This is a genomic window from Mesorhizobium sp. M0598, assembly GCF_040320865.1.
In the GTDB taxonomy this organism is placed as follows: domain Bacteria; phylum Pseudomonadota; class Alphaproteobacteria; order Rhizobiales; family Rhizobiaceae; genus Mesorhizobium.
Map to the genome: position 1 here is coordinate 340,802 of NZ_JAMYQL010000004.1, position 17,712 is coordinate 358,513.

A 17,712-nucleotide genomic window follows, 5' to 3' on the forward strand; every position below is an offset into this window, starting at 1 on the left:
GCAGGGCTATCAACTGCGTATTTCTAGGCATGTGCCCGAATCGCGGCACCCGACTGTGGAGACAGGCTTGTCCGCACTGAACCGCTTTCTCGGCGATACGCCGCTCCGGGTGATCCTGAAGCTGCTTGTGGTGTCGTTCCTCGTCGGGCTGGTCATGAATGCCTTCGGCTGGTCGCCGATGGATGTGCTTTACGGCATTCGCAAATTCTTCATCGACCTGTGGAATTTGGGCTTCCACGCCATCGACCGTTTCCTCGGCTACATCCTGCTCGGTGCCGCGATCGTCGTGCCGGCCTTCATCCTGCTCAGGATCGCTAACTACCGGAAGTGAATTTTCAGGCGTAGCCCGCCGCCACCTCGAACAGGATGGCGTGCCGTGCAGCAAGTGCTGCGACATCCGTCGAATAGCCGCCGCCGATAACGCCGCATACCGGTATGCCAAGCGTGCGGAAATGGCGGATCACCATATCGTCGCGGGCGCGCAGCCCGTCATCCGTGAGCGACAACCTGCCGAGCCGGTCCTCGACATGGACATCGACGCCGGCATTGTAGAAGACGAGGTCCCAGCGCCTTCGCGCCGACAGCTCCGGCAGGATGGCGTCCAGCCGCTCCAGATAGGCTGCATCGCCGGCGCCGTCGGGCAGGGCGACATCGAGGTTGGAGGCGATCTTGCGTGCGGGGTAGTTGCGGTCGCCATGCATGGAGAAGGTAAACACGCGCGGCTCGTCGTTCAGGATATCCGCCGTGCCGTCGCCCTGATGCACGTCGAGGTCGACGACCAGGATGTTTTGGACAGCAGCTTCGGCGAGCAGCACCAGCGCGGCAACGGCTACGTCGTTGAAGGTGCAGAAGCCGGCGCCTTGCTCGCGCCGTGCATGATGGCTGCCGCCGGCGGTGTTGCAGGCGATGCCGTTCAGCAACGCCAGCCGCGCTGCCAGCACCGTGCCGGCCGTTGCGAGCTGCGCCCTCAGCGAAACCCGCGGTCCCACGGGAAAGCCGATCTCGCGCTCGATCGCCACCGGCACTTCGCAGGCAAGCACCTGGTCGACATAGTCGACCGCGTGGGCAAGCTTCAGCCATGATGGCCGCGCCGCCTCCGGCATGTTGAGCGCTTCGGGCTGCGCCAGGCCGCGTGCCCGCAAGGCATCCATCAGCAGCGGATATTTGCTCATCGGGAAGCGGTGGTTGACGGCGAAGCCGGCGTCGTAGTCGGGATGATGAACGATCTGCAAGGGCATGGGACGGGCGGTGCGCCAGAGGCGGGTTTCGGTTGACCATAGCGGCGTGGATGGTTGCGCGAGGTCCGCAAACTGGGGCACATCGGCTAGCCGATCAAGCCGCAACAGGAAGCAACACGCGTTTGGAGCAGGCTTTACCCACCGAAGTCCACGCCACCGAAGCCAGGGCCTTCGTCGTCACCAACCGCTCGGTGCTCGCCATCGCCGTGCCGATGACGCTTGCCTATCTGACGACACCGTTGCTCGGAATTGTCGACACGGCGGTGGTTGGGCAGTTCGGCGACGCCGCCCTTCTCGGCGGCCTGGCGGCCGCCGCCCTGATCTTCGACGTCGTTTTCACCACCTTCAACTTCCTGCGCTCCGGCACCACCGGCCTCGTCGCCCAGGCCTTCGGGCGCGGCGATGCGCTGGAGGAGCAGGCGGTGTTCTGGCGCGCCGTGCTGATCGCGGTCGTCGCCGGCGTCGTGCTTGCCGCGCTTGCGCCGCTGGTCTCCACCGCCGGGCAATGGTTCATAGGCGCCGAACCGCGCGTCAGCGCGGCGATGGACGTCTATATCCGCATCAGGATGCTCGCCGCACCGTTCTCCCTGATCAATTACGCCATCCTCGGTTACGTGCTTGGGCGCGGCGAGGGCGGGCTCGGGCTGATGCTGCAATTGATACTGAACGGCATCAACATCGCCCTCTGCTTCCTGCTTGGCCTGGAGTTCGGCTGGGGCGTCGCCGGCGTCGCCTGGGCGACGCTCACCGGCGAATTCGTCGCCATGCTGCTGGGTCTCGCCATCGTCGGCCGGCGCTTCTGGGCGGCACCCAGGCTGCCGCGCCACCGCGTCCTCGATCTGCCGGCATTCCTGCGCATGATGTCGCTCAACCGCGATATCATGATCCGCTCCTTTTCGCTGCTCGCCGCCTTCGCGCTGTTCACGCGCCAGGGCGCGCAGTTCGGCACGCTGACGCTGGCCGCCAACGCCGTGCTGATGAACCTGTTCCTGGTTGCCGGCTATTTCATCGACGGTTTCGCCACTGCCGCCGAGCAGCTCGCCGGCCGCGCCATCGGAGCGCGCGCCGCCACCGCCTTTAACGAGGCGGTGCGGCTGACGCTGCTTTGGGGACTCGGTCTGGCCGGCGCGGCGACACTCTTCTTCCTGCTGGAGGGCACCGATCTCGTCGCCCTGATCACGACCGCGACGGACGTCCGCGCCATTGCCGACATCTACCTGCCCTGGGCGGCGTTCACCGCGCTCAGCGGCGTGCTGGCTTTCCAGATGGACGGTGTCTTCATCGGCGCAACATGGTCGCGCGACATGCGCAACATGATGCTGTTGTCATTCCTGGCGTTCAGCGCCGCGCTGCTGATCCTGGCGCCGGCCTTCGGTAATCACGGCTTGTGGGCGGCGTTGCATGTCTTCCTGCTGGTACGCGGCTTCAGCCTGCTCGCCATATTGCGGCTGCGGGTGCGCGCGGTCTTTGGCTGATCGCTAAAACGGTTTCGCCGCCCAGTGATCGAGGCGGCTGTCGCGAAGCTCGCGCAGCGACTTCAGCCGTTGACTGTCCATGAAACGGGCCATGCCGGAAAGAATGCGCCCCGGCAGCGCGGGCCCGGCATAGATCATGCCGGTATAGAGCTGGACGAGATCGGCGCCGGCACGGATCTTTTCCAGCGCCGTCTCGGCGGAATCGACGCCGCCGACGCCGATGATGGTGGGATCCGGGCCAAGCAGTTTTCGCATCCTTGCCAGCACGATAGTCGAGCGCTCGAACAAGGGTTTCCCCGAAAGCCCGCCGGTCTCGCCGGCAAGGCCGGCGCTGCTCAGGCCGGCTCGCGCGATCGTTGTGTTGGAGACGATGACGCCGTCCATTTGCTTGTCGCTGATCTCGGCGGCGATGTCCTCAAGCTCGGCCTCGACCAGATCCGGCGCGATCTTGAGGAACACGGGCGGTTTTGCCGGTGCTGCCGCACGCGCGGCCATGACCCGCGACAGAAGTTCGCCAAGCTGTTCGCGTGCCTGCATGTTGCGCAGGCCCGGCGTGTTCGGCGAGGAGATGTTGATTGCCAGATAACTGGCATATCGCGCGAACCGGACCACGCCGCGTTCATAGTCACTGACGCGGTCGGTGCTGTCCTTGTTGGCGCCGATGTTGACGCCGACGATGCCGGCACGGCCCATGCGGGCGGCAAGGCGCTTTTCCGCGGCGGCGTGGCCTTCATTGTTGAAGCCCAGCCGGTTGATCACTGCCCCGTCCGAAGGCAGCCGGAAGATGCGCGGCTTCGGATTGCCCGTCTGCGGCAGCGGCGTGATCGTGCCGACCTCGGCGAAGCCGAAGCCGAGGCCGAGCAGCGCGTCCGGCACTTCGGCATTCTTGTCGTAACCCGCGGCCATGCCGAGCGGGTTCGGGAAACCGAGCCCGCAAAGGCTGACCTTTAACCTGTTGTCCTGCGGCGGACGACCGGCGACCGGCAGCCCGCATCTCAGCGCGGCAATCGACAGCCCATGCGCGGTTTCCGGATCGAGCGTGAACAGCAGTTTCTGGCCGATCCGGTCGAACGCGCTCATTCGGCCTCCAGCGCCGGGAATTCATGCCGGCCGTCAGCGCCGAGCGGCAATGCCTGCACCGAAACGACCGCATCGAGGCCGAGCCCGCCAGAGAGATGCGGGAACAGGGCGCCGCCGCGCGAGACCTCATATTTCAGCGCATCGCCGAGGCGCGCGCTATCGACGGCGACCAGCAGCAACCGGCTTTGGCCGGCGAAATGTTTGGCCGCCGTTTCCCGAACCTGCCCGGCGGTGGAAAAATGGATGAAGCCGTCGGCGACGTCGATCGGCGCGCCGGTGAAGCCGCCTTCTCTTTCAGCCTCGCGCCACAGCGCCTCGGGAACTATCTTGTAGATGATCTCGGACATCGTTGCGCTATAGTGCGAACCGACCACGCGGGGAAGGGCAGGCCCGTGTTCTTCCCCATTTCAGGTTCATCCCCATTTCAGGCGCAAACTGTGATAGATTGCGCTGACTGGCTCATGGAGGAAAACATGCGTCTGAAACACGTCTTGATCCCCGCAGCACTGGTGTCGCTTGTCGCGGCGTCGGCCTTTTCCGAGGAAGCCGATCGCTACCGGTTGGAGAAATCGGCCAATGGCTATGTCCGCATGGATACGCAAACCGGCGCCATGTCGCTCTGCGAGGAACGCTCCGGCCAGCTCGTCTGCAAGACGGCGGCCGACGAACGTGCCGCCTTCCAGGGCGAGGTCGACCGGCTGCAAAGTTCGGTGAAGGCGCTCGACGAACGCGTCGCCAAGCTCGAAAATTCGCTTGCCGCCCGTTTCGAATCGACTTTGCCCAGCGAGGAGGATTTCAACAAGACGATGGGCTACATGGAGCGCTTCCTGCGCAGCTTCATGGATATCGTCAAGGACATGGACAAGGACGACGACGGCGCCAAGCTCAATTCGCAAAAGACCTAGGCAATTCGCAAAAGACCCGGGCGGGAATAGCAAGCCGCCCACGCCGGACGGCAGGCGTAGCGTTACAATCGTTCAGATCCTGCAAGGCGGAACATCGCCAACGGGATTCGGGGAGGGATATCACCGTTGGGCTACACATTCGTCATTGCCGATGATCACCCGCTTTTTCGCGGTGCATTGAGGGAGGCACTCGCGGGTATCGGAGATGTTGCCGCCATTCACGAGGCTGGCGATTTCGAAAGCGCCAAGGCGCTTGTCCTGGCCAATGAGGATGTCGATCTGGTGCTGCTCGATCTCTCGATGCCGGGGGCAAGCGGTCTTTCCGGCCTGATTTCGCTGCGCGGCATCCATCCGGCGGTGCCGATGATGGTCGTCTCGGCGCATGACGATCCGGTGACGATCCGGCGCGCGCTCGATCTCGGCGCCTCCGGCTTCATCTCCAAATCGGCCAGCATGGAGGAGATCCGCAATGCGGTGCAGTCGGTGCTCGCAGGCGATATCGCGGCTCCCGTCGGCATCGATCTCGGCGTCGAGCGCGATCCCGAGATTTCCGACCTGATCAAGCGGCTGCAGGCGCTGACCCCGCAGCAGACGCGCGTGCTCGGCATGCTGGCTGAGGGACTGCTCAACAAGCAGATCGCCTATGAGCTCGGGGTCTCCGAAGCGACGATCAAAGCGCATGTCTCGGCCATCCTGCAGAAGCTCGGCGTCGACAGCCGCACGCAGGCGGTCATCCTTTTGTCCAAAATCGGCAGCGACCCGCTGCAGACGGCCGGCTGATTCCTATTCGGCCGCCGGCGCCAGCGGCCTGACCCTGGCCATCATCGAGCGCAGCATCGCCGGTTTCAGTGGTTTGCTGATCACCGGCACGTCGAGCCTGCCGGCAGCGGCGCGAACCTCGCTGGAGCGGTCGGCGGTGACCAGCACGGCCGGCAGGTCCTCGCCGTGGATCGCACGCAACTGGGCGATCAATTCGAGGCCGGTCCTGTTGTCGAGATGATAGTCGGCAAGCACGATGTCCGGCCGATGCATGCCGGACCTCTCGAGATCCTCCGCGCCGGAAAGCGTGTCGACGCTGCAGCCCCAACCCTCGAGCAGCAGCCGCATGCCGTCGAGGATGCGGGCGTCGTTGTCGATGCAGAGCACATTGAGCCCGGCAAGCGAGGCCGCGGCGCGGGCAGGCGCCGTCGCCTCGGCCTCGCGCCGCGGTGCCTGCACGGCCACCACCGGCAGCAACACGGAAAAGCGTGTGCCCTTGCCTGGGTTGGAGAAGATCCGGATTTCGAGGCGCAGGACGCGGGCGATGCGGTCGACAATGGAGAGCCCAAGGCCGAGGCCTTCCGCCTCGCGTGCGCCCTCGTCCAGCCGGGTGAATTCGCGAAACACGGTGTTCAGCTGGTCGCCGGCAATGCCGATGCCGGTGTCGATAACCTGGATCTCGGCCAGTTCGCCGCGCCGCCGCACGCCGACCAGGATGCGGCCACGGCGCGTATACTTGATGGCGTTGGAAACCAGGTTCTGGATCAGCCGGCGCAGCAGATTGCGGTCCGTCATGACGCTGAGCGACGACGGCATGATCGAGAGTTCGAGCTTCTTTTCGGCGGCAAGCGGCCGGAAGTCGTTGCCGATCTGGCGCAGCAGCCCGTCGAGGCCGAAGCTCGTATCGTCCGGCTTCATCGCGCCGGCATCGAGGCGCGAAATGTCGAGCACCGCGCCGAGGATGGTCTCAACCGATTCCAGCGACGATTCGATGTTCATCGCCGCCTTGCCGGCAGGTCCCTTGCCGGTCTTCTCGATCAGCGACGAGCAATAGAGGCGGGCGGCGTTCAGCGGCTGCAGGATGTCGTGGCCGGCGGCAGCGAGGAAGCGGGTCTTGCCGAGATTGGCCTCCTCGGCCAGCATCTGCGCCTGCGCCAGCTCCTCATTGACGCGGGTGAGCTCGGCGGTGCGGCTCTTCACTCGCTGTTCCAGGGATTCGTTGGCGCGCTTAAGCGCCAGATCCTGCTCTACACGTCCAGAAATGTCGGCGTAGGTGGCGACGATGCCGCCGTCCGGCATCGGATTGGAGCGCAATTCCAGGATGCGCCCGCTTGTCTTCAGCTCCATCTGCCATGGGCTGACGAAGCTGGTCAGGCGGTTGAGCATGGTGACGCGTTGGTCTGCCGGTATGTCACCGCGCTCGGCAAGGTGGCGCAGGATACGATCGAGTGAGACGCCGACCTGGCCCATCTCGTCGGGCAGGTCGAACAGCGCCCGGTACTGGCGGTTCCAGCAGATCAACCGGAAATCGCGGTCGAAGACAGTGATGCCCTGTTCCATCTGGTCGAGTGCGATCTGCAGCAGGTCGCGATTGTGCTGCAGCGCCTCGGTGGCGTCATCGAGCAGGCGGAAGGCGTCCTTGGATTCGCGATCGTTGCGGCGCAGCAGCAGCGACAGGATCAGCCGCGCCGAGGATGAGCCGACGGCACTGGCCAGAAGCTGCTCGGAGAAGCGGATGACATCCATGCTGGCCTGTTCGTTGCCGAGCAGTGAAGTGCCGCTGCTCTTTTCGAACGACTGAAAGGACCGCTCGGTCCGTTCGACACCGAGATAGCGCGCGATCGTGTCCTTGAGGTCGTTGACGGTAATGGTGGTGCGGAAGCGGCGCAGGCTGGGCAGCGGACCCGCTTCGCGCGGCACGAAGATCGACGCCTGGATGCGTTCCAGCGGCACAGAGGCGCGCGACAGCGAGCCGAACACAAAAAAGAGCGTGTTGATCGACAGGCTCCACAGCACGCCATGGTTCAGCGGCTCGGCGACGGTGCCGAAAAGAGCCTGCGGCCGCAATGCATCGAAGCCGAACAGGCCGTGGACGAGGATGCCGGTATCGGGCGCGACGAGCGAGGGAAGCAGCAGCGTATAGCTCCAGACGACGATGCCGGCGACCATGCCAAGTGCGGCACCCCTTCCGTTGGCGCCGCGCCAGACCAGGCCGCCGATCATTGCCGGCGCGAACTGCGCGATCGCGGCGAACGACATCAGGCCGATCGAGGACAGCCGCGCGCTGTTGGTGCTCTCGCGGTAGTAGAGAAAGGCGATGAACAGCATGATGAAGATCGCCGCCCGCCGTACATTGAGGATGAGCGTCGACCAGTCCTCGTTCTCGGATGTCGTGGTCCGCAGCAGCCGGCGCACGAACAGCGGAATGACCAGGTCGTTGGAGATCATGATCGACAGCGCGACGCTTTCGACGATCACCATTGCGGTCGCCGCCGACAGCCCGCCGATGAAGGCGGCCATGGCCAGCACGTCGTGGCCGCTGAACAGCGGCAGCGACAGCACGTAAAGGTCGCTGCTGGTCCTGGGGCCGACCAGTTCCAGGCCGGCCAATGCGATCGGCAGCACGAACAGGTTGATTGCCACCAGATAGAGCGGAAACACCCATGTCGCGGTGCGCAGCTCGGCCTCGCTGCGGTTTTCGACGATGGTGACGTAGAACTGGCGCGGCAGCATGAGGATGGCAAAGCCGCTCAGGCATGTCAGCACCAGCCAGGTAGCGAGCGAGGTGTTGTAGCCCATCGCCTGGCGCACCTGCGTGTTTTCGGCGAGCTGTTCGAACATATCGCCTGGCCCGCCGAAGATCAGGAACGTGACCATCAGGCCGATCGCCAGGAAGGCGGCGAGCTTGACCACGGTCTCGACCGCCACAGCCAGCACCAGCCCGTCCTGGTGCTCGGTGGCATCGGCATGGCGCGTGCCGAACAGCACCGCAAACAGCGCCAGCAGCATGGCCACGATCAGCGAGATGTCACTGACGAACGGATCGAACGACGGCGGCGAGCCGGTATAGTGCTCGACCATCAGGCTGACCGAGCCGGAGATCGCCTTCAATTGCAGTGCGATGTAGGGCACGGCGCCGATGGTCGCGATCAGCGTAGCGATCGCCGCGACAGCGAAGCTCTTGCCGTAGCGGGCACCGAGAAAGTCGGCGACCGAGGTGATCTTCTCGGTCTTGGCCAGCCTGACGATGCGCTGCAGCAGCGGAAAGCCGAACACGAACACCAGCACCGGTCCGATATAGATGCCGAGAAACTCGAGGCCGCGCTCGGAGGACAGCCCGACCGAGCCGAAGAAGGTCCAGGAGGTGCAGTAGATCGCGAGGCTGAGCGCATAGATGAAGGGCCGGGCGCGGCCAGGCCCCGATGACGTCGAGCGCCGGTCGCCCAGGCTGGCGATAGCAAACAGCAACGTCACATAGGCGATCGCGATGATGACGATGAACCAGCCCTGCACGCCTCGAACTTCCTCCCTGCGCCGGTTTTTTCATCCGGCCTTGCAGACGCAATCACAGCTTGGCGATCAAGTCCATCGCGGCTTTCGGCGTATTATATCGGCTGCGTCGGGCAATCGTGACCGGCTGAAACCAGCTTTTGCTCCTGTTGCAACCGCAGGTTTTTGCTATTCTGCCCGCCGGTCGATGCCGAAGGGTGGACGGCAGCACGGCCGGTCAGGACAAGGAGGGTCGAATGCTGAAAGAATTTCAGGAATTCATTTCCAGGGGCAATGTGATGGACCTGGCCGTCGCCGTCATCATTGGCGCTGCCTTCGGCAAGATCGTCACCTCGCTGGTCGACGACATCATCATGCCGGTCATCGGGGCGATTTTGGGCGGATTGGACTTCAACAACTACTTTCTGCCCTTGTCCTCGGCCGTTAACGCCACATCGCTGGCTGAGGCAAAGAAACAGGGCGCGGTCTTCGCCTATGGCAGCTTCATCACCGTGGCACTGAATTTTCTCATTCTCGCCTTCATCATCTTCCTGATGGTCAAGGCGGTGAACAATCTGCGCAAACGGCTAGAGCGTGAGAAGCCAGCTGCGCCGGCCGCTCCGCCACCGGCCGACGTCGCTCTCCTCACCGAAATTCGCGATCTCCTCGCCAGGAAATAGTTCGAAGACAGATTCCCTGGACCAAAACCCCGGCCGCAAGCGACCGGGGTTTTCTGTTTTCGTCCGCCCTGAAACACGCTAGCTGTCGAGCAAACGAAAACGGACCCATCCATGACCCTGATCGATACTCTGCGCGCCGAAGCGCGGGCGGCGCCTGAAAGCGGCATTGTCGCCGTCATGAACCGTGGGCGCGGCCGCGACGGCATGATCCCGCTCTGGGCCGGCGAGGGCGACCTGCCGACGCCTGCCTTCATCACCGATGCCGCCGCCAAGGCACTCGCCGGCGGCGAAACCTTCTACACCTGGCAGCGGGGCATTCCCGAACTCAGGCAGGCACTCGCCCGCTACTACACCAGGCATTTCGGCAAGACTTTCGCCAACGAGGAATTCATCGTCACCGGCTCCGGCATGCATGCCATCCAGATGGCCATCGATGCGGTGGCCGGCAAGGGCGACGAACTCGTCTACCTGTCGCCGGCATGGCCGAACTTCGCCGCCGCCGCCGGCGTCGCCGGCGCCGTGCCGGTCGCGGTCACGCTCGACCAGTCGGGCAATGGCTGGTCCTGCGATGTCGACAAGATCGCAGCGGCGATCACGCCGCGGACCAAGGCGCTGTTCGTCAACACGCCGTCCAACCCGACCGGCTGGACCGCCGACAAGGAGACGCTGCAGGCGATCCTCGACCTTGCCCGCGAAAGGGGCCTGTGGATCATCGCCGACGAGATCTATTCGCTGTTTCATTACGGCGATAGTCGCGCGCCGTCCTTCATCGACATCATGGCCGATGAGGATCGCATCCTGTTCGTCAATTCCTTTTCCAAGAACTGGGCGATGACCGGCTGGCGCGTCGGCTGGATCAAGATCCATCCCGCCTTGCAGCAGGTGTTCGAGAACCTGGTCCAGTATTCGACTTCCGGCGTTGCGCAGTTCATGCAGCGCGGCGCCGTCGTTGCCCTCGATGAGGGCGACGCCTTCATCGTCGAGCAGGTGGAGCGGGCGAGGGCGGCGCGCGACCTGGTGTGCGGCATTCTCGCCGAAACCGGCAGGGCGCGGTTCACCGTGCCGCAGGGCGCATTCTATCTGTTCTTCGCGGTCGACGGCATCACCGATTCCCGCGCCGCCGCCTTCGACATGGTCGACCGCGCCAATGTCGGCCTGGCTCCCGGCACCGCCTTCGGCCCCGGCGGCGAAGCCTTCCTCAGGTTGTGCTTCCACCGCCGTCTCGACCAGCTCGAGGAAGCCGCACATAGGCTGGCGAAATGGATGAAGACTGTGTGAGCTGCCTCGAAGCCCGTGTTGAAACTCGCTCCGGCGAGTCAGCTGGCGTGGGTTTCGAGAACCGGAGCGCAGCGGACATTTGGGTCCGTCAGCACCGGAAGCGCAGAAAGCCGCGTCAGATGGCCGCCGGAGTAGAGTTTCAAACGGGCTTCACCCGCCCGACTTCGGCACCAGCAACGGAATGACGCGGTCGCTCTTGGCCACCGAAGGCCGACCGGCAGAAGCGTAGGGAATCCCCAACGCGTCCCATGTCTCGACCAGCGCATCCTGCAGCGACGCGATCAGCGCGTCCGAATGGAACGGTGTAGGCGTGATGCGCAGCCGTTCGGTGCCGCGCGGCACTGTCGGGTAGTTGATCGGCTGGATATAGATGCCGTGCACACCGAGCAGGCGGTCGCTGGCCATCTTGCAGAGCTCGGGATCGCCGACCAGAAGCGGCACGATGTGGGTAGGCGATTCCATCACCGGCAGGCCGGCTGCGGCCAGCACTTGCTTGGTCCGCGTCGCCTGGCGCTGCTGCGCATCGCGCTCGGCCTGCGAGCGCTTGAGATGGCGGATCGAGGTGGTTGCCGCGGCAGCGATCGCCGGCGGCAACGCCGTGGTGAAGATGAAGCCCGGCGCATAGGAGCGCACCGCGTCGATCACCGCAGTGTTGCCGGCGATGTAGCCGCCAAGCGTGCCGAACGCCTTGGCCAGTGTGCCCTCGATGATGTCGATGCGGTCGGCCAGCCCTTCGCGCTCGGTGATGCCGCCGCCGCGCGGCCCGTACATGCCGACGGCGTGGACCTCGTCGATGTAGGTCATGGCGTTGTAACGCTCGGCGAGATCGACGATCTGCTTGATCGGCGCGATGTCGCCGTCCATCGAATAGACGCTCTCGAAGACAATCAGCTTGGCGCGCTCGCGGCCGGCCGTCTGCAGCAGGCTTTCGAGATGCGCGACGTCGTTATGGCGGAAGATCTTCTTCTCGGCGCCCGAGCGCCGCACGCCCTCGATCATCGAAGCGTGGTTGAGCTCGTCCGAGATGATCAGGCAATTGGGAAGCAGCTTTGCAATGGTCGAGATCGACGCCTCGTTGGAAACGAAGCCGGAGGTGAAAACCAGTGCGGCTTCCTTGTCGTGCAGGTCGGCCAGCTCCAGTTCGAGCTCGACCAGCGGGTTGCTGGTGCCGGAGATGTTGCGGGTGCCGCCGGCCCCCGACCCCATCTTGCCTGCCGCCTTCTGGAACGCGGCAATGACGTCGGGATGCTGGCCCATGCCGAGATAGTCGTTGGAGCACCAGACGGTGATTTCCTCGGCGCGGCCATTGGCGCGCCAGATGGCGCGCGGGAATTTCCCGACAATACGCTCAAGGTCGGCGAAGACGCGGTAGCGACGCTCCGCATGGAGCTGGTCGATCGCTTCCTCGAAAAACCGCTGATAGTTCATGTCGCCTTCCCAGTTTTGCGCGGGATGATAGTCATTGGCCCATTCGTCGTCCACCTGGCCTTTTTGGTCAAAATGCCACGCCCCGAGCCTGTTCCTAACGACCACGGAACGTGGCCTATTCCCTTGATGTGGATCAAGCTTGTTTCAGGACAATGCCACGCGCCGATGAGACTGGTTACCGCAGGTTTTAATGGCCTGGCGGCAGATTTTCCAGTACGGCGACGATTGAGACAGTTCCGACAAATCATGAATAGCGAGGATGCGGATGACGGTTTTGGTGACAGGCGGTGCCGGCTATATCGGTAGCCATATGGTCTGGGAATTGCTGGACACGGGCGACAACGTCGTCGTCCTCGACCGGCTTTCCACCGGCTTTGAATGGGCGGTGGCCCCGGAAGCAAAGCTCGTCGTCGGCGACGTCGCCGACAGGGAACTGGTCGCCTCGATCATTCGCGACAATAAGGTCGACGCGATCATCCATTTCGCCGGCTCGATCGTGGTCCCCGAATCGGTCGCCGACCCGCTTGCCTATTACGAGAACAACACCTGCAAGACGCGCTCCCTGATCGAGACCGCGGTGCGCGAAGGCGTACCCAATTTCATCTTTTCCTCGACCGCCGCCGTCTATGGCGGCGCCGGCCTGGAGCCGGTGCGCGAGGATGCCCGGCTTGCGCCGGAATCGCCCTATGGCCTGTCCAAGCTGATGAGCGAATGGATGCTGCGCGACGCGGCGATTGCCCATGGGTTGCGCTATACGGCGCTGCGCTATTTCAACGTCGCCGGCGCCGATCCGAAGGGTCGCACCGGCCAGTCGACGCCCGGTGCCACGCATCTGATCAAGGTCGCTTGCGAGACGGCGCTCGGCAAGCGCCCCTTCATGCAGGTGTTCGGCACCGACTATCCGACGCCGGACGGTACCTGCATGCGCGACTATATCCACGTCAGCGACCTGGCGGCGGCGCATCGGCTGGCGCTTCAGCGGCTGCGTGCCGGCGGATCGAGCCTGGTCGCCAATTGTGGTTACAGCCACGGCTATTCGGTTCTCGAGGTCATCGACAGCGTCCGCCGCGTCTTCGGCCATGATTTCGAGGTACGGATGGGCGATCGCCGCGCCGGCGACGCCGCCGCGGTCGTCGCCAATTCGGAGCTGGCGCGCGGCGAGCTCGGCTGGACCCCGCAGCGCGACAACCTCGACCAGATAGTTGCCGATGCGCTTGCCTGGGAGCGCATCCTGACCAGCAAGAATTCGGCTCTGGGGTGAAGTGGGCTCTCCGCAAAGGTTGGTTCAGCGCGCTGGGGGCGGAATGAAAATCCTAGTGCTTGGGGCCGGCGTCGTCGGTACGGCGGCGGCCTATTATCTGGCCAGCGACGGCCATGAGGTGACGGTGATCGAGCGCCATCCGGCGGCGGCACGCGGCACCAGCCGGTCGAATGCCGGCCTGGTGTCGCCCGGGGATGCCACCGCCTGGGCCTCGCCAGCCGCGCTGAAGACGTTCCTGCGCGGCCTCTACAACCACGATCTCGGCATCAAGGTGCGGCTGCGCTTCGATCCGTATTTTTTCGCCTGGAGCCTGCGCTTCCTGCGCCAGTGCACGCATAAGCGCATGCGCGCCAACACCGACGTCAAGCTGCGTCTGGCGTTCTATTCGCGCGACTGCATCAACGCCGTCTCGGCCGAAACCGGCATCCACTATGACGAGCGCAAGAAGGGCATTCTCTATTTCTTCCGCTCGCAGCAGAGCTTTGATACCGGCACCGACAATTATCGCTATCTCGGCGAACACGGCCTGCCGATCGAGATCGTCGGCCGCGACCGGCTGGTCGAGCTCGAGCCCGGCCTTGCCGGCGCCAAGGACAAGATAGCCGGCGGCGTCTATTCGCCGATCGACCAGACCGGCGACTCCAGCCAATTCACGCAGCGCCTCGCTGCCTATGCCGCCGAGAAACTCGGCGTCCAATTCCTCTACGGCACCACGGTCGAAGGTCTCGACATCGACGGCGACCGGGTGCGCGCCGTGATGACCTCGGCCGGCCCGGTCGCCGGTGACGCGGTGGTCATTTCCATGGGGCCGGAGAGCGGTCTGCTCGGCCGCCGCTACGGCATCGATCTGCCCGTCTATCCCGTGAAGGGCTATACCGTGACTGTTCCGCTGGAAGATGAAAGCAAGGGGCCGATCATGGGCGGCGCCGACGAGGACCGGCTGATCGGCTATTCCAGGCTGGGAAATCGGCTGCGGATGTCCTCGACGGCGGAGTTCACCGGGTTCGACCGCACGTTCAAGCCACGCGATTTCAACTCGATCCTGAACACCGGCAAGGACCTGTTCCCCGGCGCTTTCGACGAGAGCAAGGCTGAGCTCTGGGCTGGACTTCGCCCGATGATGCCGAACTCCGTGCCGGTCATCGGACGGGCGCGGTACGACAATCTCTACCTCGACACCGGCCACGGCCATCTCGGCTGGACCATGGCCTGCGGTTCGGGAAAATTCCTTGCTGACGTGGTCGCCGGCCGCAAGCCGGAGATCGATCCGCAAGGATTGCTCTACAGGAACTAGGCATCTCCAGACATCAGGGCGCCATGAGCTCGGCGGTCAGGCTCGTTCGTCGACCGCCGAACGCCAGGAGCGCACGTAACTTGTCCAGAGTGGATCGGCCGACGGTTCGGTCCTTTCGCCTCTGCCTTGCGGTGTCCCCTGGTCCGACGTCAGCAAGGCGGCGCCGATGCTGGTGCCTGTCGCAGCCTCGGAGGCAATGACGGCGCGCGCCGCCGCCGCAGCCAGCATACGGGTGAACAGCCGGTTGCGGGCGAAGGGTCCTTCGACGATGGTGGGACCGTCCGCGCCGATCAGGTCGAGGCAGGTCGCGGTCATCAGCGCCAGGTAGAACGAGATGGCGACAAAGCGCTGGCCGACGCTCATACCGTCCGCGTTAAGCCATGATGCGGTATGATGCGGAAACGGCCCCGAACCCTGTTGGGTCGAGGGCAATAGGGACGTCTTGCGCGCCAGCACCGTGGCAACATCGTCTTCCGTCCAGTTCTCCGATTGGCCCTCGGTCAGCACGGAAAACTCGCGGCCACCCATGAAGCGCGCCGACGGCACGGGATCGCCGAGCGCGTTGACATTGACCAGCGTGTCGCGTGCCGGGTCGAGCGCGATCTTGTTGCCGCCAACCGCCATCGACACCACCCAGGTGCCGGTCGAGACCACGGAGAAAGGCGGCTTGTCGGACAGGAGATGCGGCAGCAGCGAGGCGTTGGAATCGTGCAGGCCGCAAAACACCGGCGTTTGCGGGTCGAGGCCGGTTTGCCGCGCGAGAGCGGGCAGGATCGGGCCCAGGCGGTCCTTGGCCGGCCGCACCGGCGCCATTAGCCGGCGCCATTCCAGCCGGTCGACCAGCGACGAAAAATCCGCTTTCCACGGGTTCCACAGATCGGTGTGGCAGCCGAGCGAAGTCACCTCGCTGGCGGCGATGCCGGTCAGGCGCAAGGCCCAGTATTGCGGATACATCAGGATCGCTGCGGTTCTGGCGAAATCCGCCGGAAAGCGCTTCTGCTGCCAGAACAGCTGCGCGCCGAGATTGAGGCCGGCCGGCAGGTGCGGCGTGCCGGTCTCGGAGAACGCCGGGCGGATCGTGTCATAGTCCCCGGCAAGGGCATCCGGCCCGTCGAATTCGTAGTCGAGCACCGGCAGCGCCAGTTCGCCTGATGCGTCGACCAGCACGCCCGTAGCGCCATGGGTGGTGATCGATATCGCATCGATGCGCTGTTCGCGATCGATCTCGGCCAGGCTGCCAAGGATAAACGCCCATAACCGCTCGACGTCATGGTGCGGGTACGGGCCTTGCCGAACCGGCTCGTTCACCATCCTGCGCAGCGCGACTTCGCTTGCTGCGGCAAGATCGACCAGCGCCACCTTGGCGTTGGTCTTGCCGATATCGATGACGGCGACGTGGCGGGTCATTCCATATGGAACATTGTTTCCAGCGGCAGCGCCACCGGCTCGTTGTTCGGCTTGGTCTCCATGATGTCCGCCATCTCGGCCCACCAACGCTGCATCACCGGATGCTTCGGCAATTCGTCCATGCCGTGGTCGTCACGGCGCCACAGCACGCCGAACAAGGTGTTGGTCTCTTCGTCGAGATGGATCGAGTAATCGGAGATACCGGCCTGTTTGAGCAGCGCGACCAGCGACGGCCAGATGTCGTCGTGGCGCCTCTTGTATTCGGCCTTCATGCCCGGATTGAGCTTCATCTTGAACGCGTATTTCTCCGGCATCAGGCAAAGCGCTCCCGCCGCACTCGCCGCCACAGGATCGGCAGCGCGATAACGATGATCAGCAGCAGGCCGATGAAGATCGACATAACGATCCCCGGCACGTTGAGCAGGCCGAGGCCGAAGGTCACCAGTCCCATGATGAAGGCGGCCAGCACCACACCCAGAATGCTGCCGGCGCCGCCCAGGATGCTGACGCCGCCGAGCACCACCATGGTGATGACTTCCAGCTCGTAGCCCTGTGCGATGGACGGCCGGGTCGAGCCGAGCCGCGATGTGATCAGCACCGAGGCGATGCCCGCCATCAGGCCGGTCAGGCAAAACAGGATGAATTTGATACGGCCGACGCGTACGCCGGAAAACTGCGCCGCGACCGGGTTGTTGCCGATGGCAAAGACCCGGCGGCCGAAGCTCGTCCGGTGCAGAAGGAACCAGTAGACGACTGCCGCGATCAGGAAAAGCGTCAGTTCGAACGACACCACCCACCAGACATAGCCCTGGCCGAAGAAGGCGAAACTCGCGGGATAGCCCTTGTAGGCCTGGTCGCCGAGGATGATGAAGGCAATGCCGCGAAACAGGCTCATCGTGCCGATGGTGACGACGATCGACGGCAAGCCCAGCCTGGTGACGAGCAGTCCGTTGAAGGCGCCGCAGCCGAGCCCGACGACGAGGCCGATTGCCACCAGTTCAGGCATGCCGGCGCCGGCCTGCACCGCCATGCCCATCATTGTCGACGCCAGCGCGATGATGGCGGCCACCGACAGGTCGATTTCGCCGGAGATGATCAGCAGCGCCATGGCCAGCGCGATCAGCGCCTTTTCCGTGAAGTTGAAGGTTAGGTCCGACAACGACCACGCGTCGAGGAAGTAGGGCGAGGCAAAGCTGTTGACGGCAAAGATGGCAACCGCCACGACGACCAGCAGCGCCTCCCATGAGAAGATCGCCGACATCAGCGGCTTGTCGAGCCGATCGGGAATGTGGCGTGGGGCAGGGGTGTCGGTCACGTGGCAACACCCGTCGAAGGTTGGCGCCGCCCCTCACCCTTACCCTCTCCCCGTATAGAGACGGGGAGAGGGGAGATCGCCAGCGTTGCGGCAGTGTCCCTTC

Annotated in this window: 16 protein-coding genes; 8 read left to right on the top strand and 8 right to left on the bottom strand. The window is 64.3% G+C overall.

Going from position 1 to position 17,712, the window contains the following annotated elements; all coding sequences use genetic code 11:
• The first annotated feature begins 67 nt into the window (after positions 1–67).
• Complete coding sequence (locus NKI59_RS08435) at positions 68–331, top strand: DUF6460 domain-containing protein (protein ID WP_023677362.1); 264 nt, start codon at positions 68–70, stop codon at positions 329–331.
• Between the two features lie 4 nt (positions 332–335).
• Here the strand turns inward: NKI59_RS08435 and NKI59_RS08440 are convergent, their stop codons facing one another.
• Complete coding sequence (locus tag NKI59_RS08440) at positions 336–1,238, bottom strand: histone deacetylase family protein (RefSeq protein WP_352703528.1); 903 nt, start codon at positions 1,236–1,238, stop codon at positions 336–338.
• Positions 1,239–1,288: 50 nt separating this feature from the next.
• Between NKI59_RS08440 and NKI59_RS08445 the strand changes: the two genes are divergently transcribed.
• Positions 1,289–2,713 carry an MATE family efflux transporter gene (locus NKI59_RS08445; protein ID WP_352703596.1) on the top strand — a complete coding sequence of 475 codons (1,425 nt, stop codon included), beginning with the start codon at positions 1,289–1,291 and terminating at the stop codon, positions 2,711–2,713.
• A gap of 3 nt (positions 2,714–2,716) precedes the next feature.
• On the opposite strand, the gene NKI59_RS08450 is transcribed toward NKI59_RS08445, so the two are convergent.
• Positions 2,717–3,793 carry a quinone-dependent dihydroorotate dehydrogenase gene (locus tag NKI59_RS08450; RefSeq protein WP_352703530.1) on the bottom strand — a complete coding sequence of 359 codons (1,077 nt, stop codon included), beginning with the start codon at positions 3,791–3,793 and terminating at the stop codon, positions 2,717–2,719.
• A complete protein-coding gene (locus NKI59_RS08455; RefSeq protein WP_352703532.1) occupies positions 3,790–4,140 on the bottom strand; it encodes a DUF952 domain-containing protein in 351 nt (116 codons plus the stop codon). Before NKI59_RS08455 ends, NKI59_RS08450 begins: the two co-directional genes overlap by 4 nt.
• A 126-nt stretch (positions 4,141–4,266) precedes the next feature.
• Between NKI59_RS08455 and NKI59_RS08460 the strand changes: the two genes are divergently transcribed.
• Positions 4,267–4,698 carry a hypothetical protein gene (locus tag NKI59_RS08460; protein ID WP_352703535.1) on the top strand — a complete coding sequence of 144 codons (432 nt, stop codon included), beginning with the start codon at positions 4,267–4,269 and terminating at the stop codon, positions 4,696–4,698.
• A 117-nt stretch (positions 4,699–4,815) separates the two neighbouring features.
• The gene (locus NKI59_RS08465) at positions 4,816–5,478 is read left to right on the top strand and encodes a response regulator transcription factor (protein WP_031211969.1); all 663 of its coding nucleotides are present in this window, start codon (positions 4,816–4,818) and stop codon (positions 5,476–5,478) included.
• 3 nt (positions 5,479–5,481) lie between these two features.
• Here the strand turns inward: NKI59_RS08465 and NKI59_RS08470 are convergent, their stop codons facing one another.
• The gene (locus NKI59_RS08470) at positions 5,482–8,970 is read right to left on the bottom strand and encodes a PAS domain-containing hybrid sensor histidine kinase/response regulator (protein ID WP_352703537.1); all 3,489 of its coding nucleotides are present in this window, start codon (positions 8,968–8,970) and stop codon (positions 5,482–5,484) included.
• A 233-nt stretch (positions 8,971–9,203) separates the two neighbouring features.
• On the opposite strand from NKI59_RS08470, the gene mscL reads away from it, so the two are divergent.
• Both mscL and NKI59_RS08480 read left to right on the top strand, forming a co-directional pair.
• Positions 9,204–9,626: a large conductance mechanosensitive channel protein MscL gene (gene mscL / locus NKI59_RS08475; RefSeq protein WP_352635705.1), complete on the top strand. Its 423-nt coding sequence runs from the start codon at positions 9,204–9,206 to the stop codon at positions 9,624–9,626.
• A 111-nt stretch (positions 9,627–9,737) separates the two neighbouring features.
• Positions 9,738–10,904 (top strand): pyridoxal phosphate-dependent aminotransferase, encoded by a 1,167-nt coding sequence (locus tag NKI59_RS08480; protein ID WP_352703539.1) that lies wholly within the window; start codon positions 9,738–9,740, stop codon positions 10,902–10,904.
• A gap of 150 nt (positions 10,905–11,054) precedes the next feature.
• Here NKI59_RS08480 and hemA read toward each other — a convergent pair whose 3' ends face one another.
• On the bottom strand, positions 11,055–12,332 hold the full coding sequence (gene hemA / locus NKI59_RS08485) for a 5-aminolevulinate synthase (protein WP_352703598.1): 1,278 nt from the start codon (positions 12,330–12,332) through the stop codon (positions 11,055–11,057).
• 265 nt (positions 12,333–12,597) lie between these two features.
• Here hemA and galE point away from each other — a divergent pair, with 265 nt between their 5' ends.
• Together galE and NKI59_RS08495 are read left to right on the top strand one after the other, a co-directional pair.
• Positions 12,598–13,593, top strand: a complete 996-nt coding sequence (gene galE, locus NKI59_RS08490) for a UDP-glucose 4-epimerase GalE (RefSeq protein WP_352703542.1) — start codon at positions 12,598–12,600, stop codon at positions 13,591–13,593.
• 43 nt (positions 13,594–13,636) lie between these two features.
• Positions 13,637–14,887, top strand: a complete 1,251-nt coding sequence (locus tag NKI59_RS08495) for a D-amino acid dehydrogenase (protein ID WP_352703544.1) — start codon at positions 13,637–13,639, stop codon at positions 14,885–14,887.
• Positions 14,888–14,923: 36 nt separating this feature from the next.
• On the opposite strand, the gene NKI59_RS08500 is transcribed toward NKI59_RS08495, so the two are convergent.
• The 3 genes from NKI59_RS08500 to NKI59_RS08510 are packed head-to-tail and all read right to left on the bottom strand — an operon-like array spanning position 14,924 to position 17,609.
• Complete coding sequence (locus tag NKI59_RS08500; RefSeq protein ID WP_352703546.1) at positions 14,924–16,294, bottom strand: FGGY-family carbohydrate kinase; 1,371 nt, start codon at positions 16,292–16,294, stop codon at positions 14,924–14,926.
• Positions 16,291–16,608, bottom strand: a complete 318-nt coding sequence (rhaM, locus tag NKI59_RS08505; RefSeq protein WP_352703548.1) for an L-rhamnose mutarotase — start codon at positions 16,606–16,608, stop codon at positions 16,291–16,293. The genes NKI59_RS08500 and rhaM overlap by 4 nt, the downstream gene beginning before the upstream one ends.
• Positions 16,608–17,609 (bottom strand): ABC transporter permease, encoded by a 1,002-nt coding sequence (locus tag NKI59_RS08510; protein ID WP_352703550.1) that lies wholly within the window; start codon positions 17,607–17,609, stop codon positions 16,608–16,610. The genes rhaM and NKI59_RS08510 overlap by 1 nt, the downstream gene beginning before the upstream one ends.
• Positions 17,610–17,712: the final 103 nt, after the last annotated feature.

Coding starts and splice junctions, on each gene's coding strand:
- NKI59_RS08460 (WP_352703535.1), top strand. CDS start 4,267: ATGCGTCTGAAACACGTCTTGATCCCCGCAGCACTGGTGTCGCTTGTC.
- NKI59_RS08480 (WP_352703539.1), top strand. CDS start 9,738: ATGACCCTGATCGATACTCTGCGCGCCGAAGCGCGGGCGGCGCCTGAA.
- mscL (WP_352635705.1), top strand. CDS start 9,204: ATGCTGAAAGAATTTCAGGAATTCATTTCCAGGGGCAATGTGATGGAC.
- rhaM (WP_352703548.1), bottom strand. CDS start 16,608: ATGCCGGAGAAATACGCGTTCAAGATGAAGCTCAATCCGGGCATGAAG.
- NKI59_RS08440 (WP_352703528.1), bottom strand. CDS start 1,238: ATGCCCTTGCAGATCGTTCATCATCCCGACTACGACGCCGGCTTCGCC.
- NKI59_RS08495 (WP_352703544.1), top strand. CDS start 13,637: ATGAAAATCCTAGTGCTTGGGGCCGGCGTCGTCGGTACGGCGGCGGCC.
- hemA (WP_352703598.1), bottom strand. CDS start 12,332: ATGAACTATCAGCGGTTTTTCGAGGAAGCGATCGACCAGCTCCATGCG.
- NKI59_RS08500 (WP_352703546.1), bottom strand. CDS start 16,294: ATGACCCGCCACGTCGCCGTCATCGATATCGGCAAGACCAACGCCAAG.
- galE (WP_352703542.1), top strand. CDS start 12,598: ATGACGGTTTTGGTGACAGGCGGTGCCGGCTATATCGGTAGCCATATG.
- NKI59_RS08445 (WP_352703596.1), top strand. CDS start 1,289: ATGGTTGCGCGAGGTCCGCAAACTGGGGCACATCGGCTAGCCGATCAA.
- NKI59_RS08450 (WP_352703530.1), bottom strand. CDS start 3,793: ATGAGCGCGTTCGACCGGATCGGCCAGAAACTGCTGTTCACGCTCGAT.
- NKI59_RS08455 (WP_352703532.1), bottom strand. CDS start 4,140: ATGTCCGAGATCATCTACAAGATAGTTCCCGAGGCGCTGTGGCGCGAG.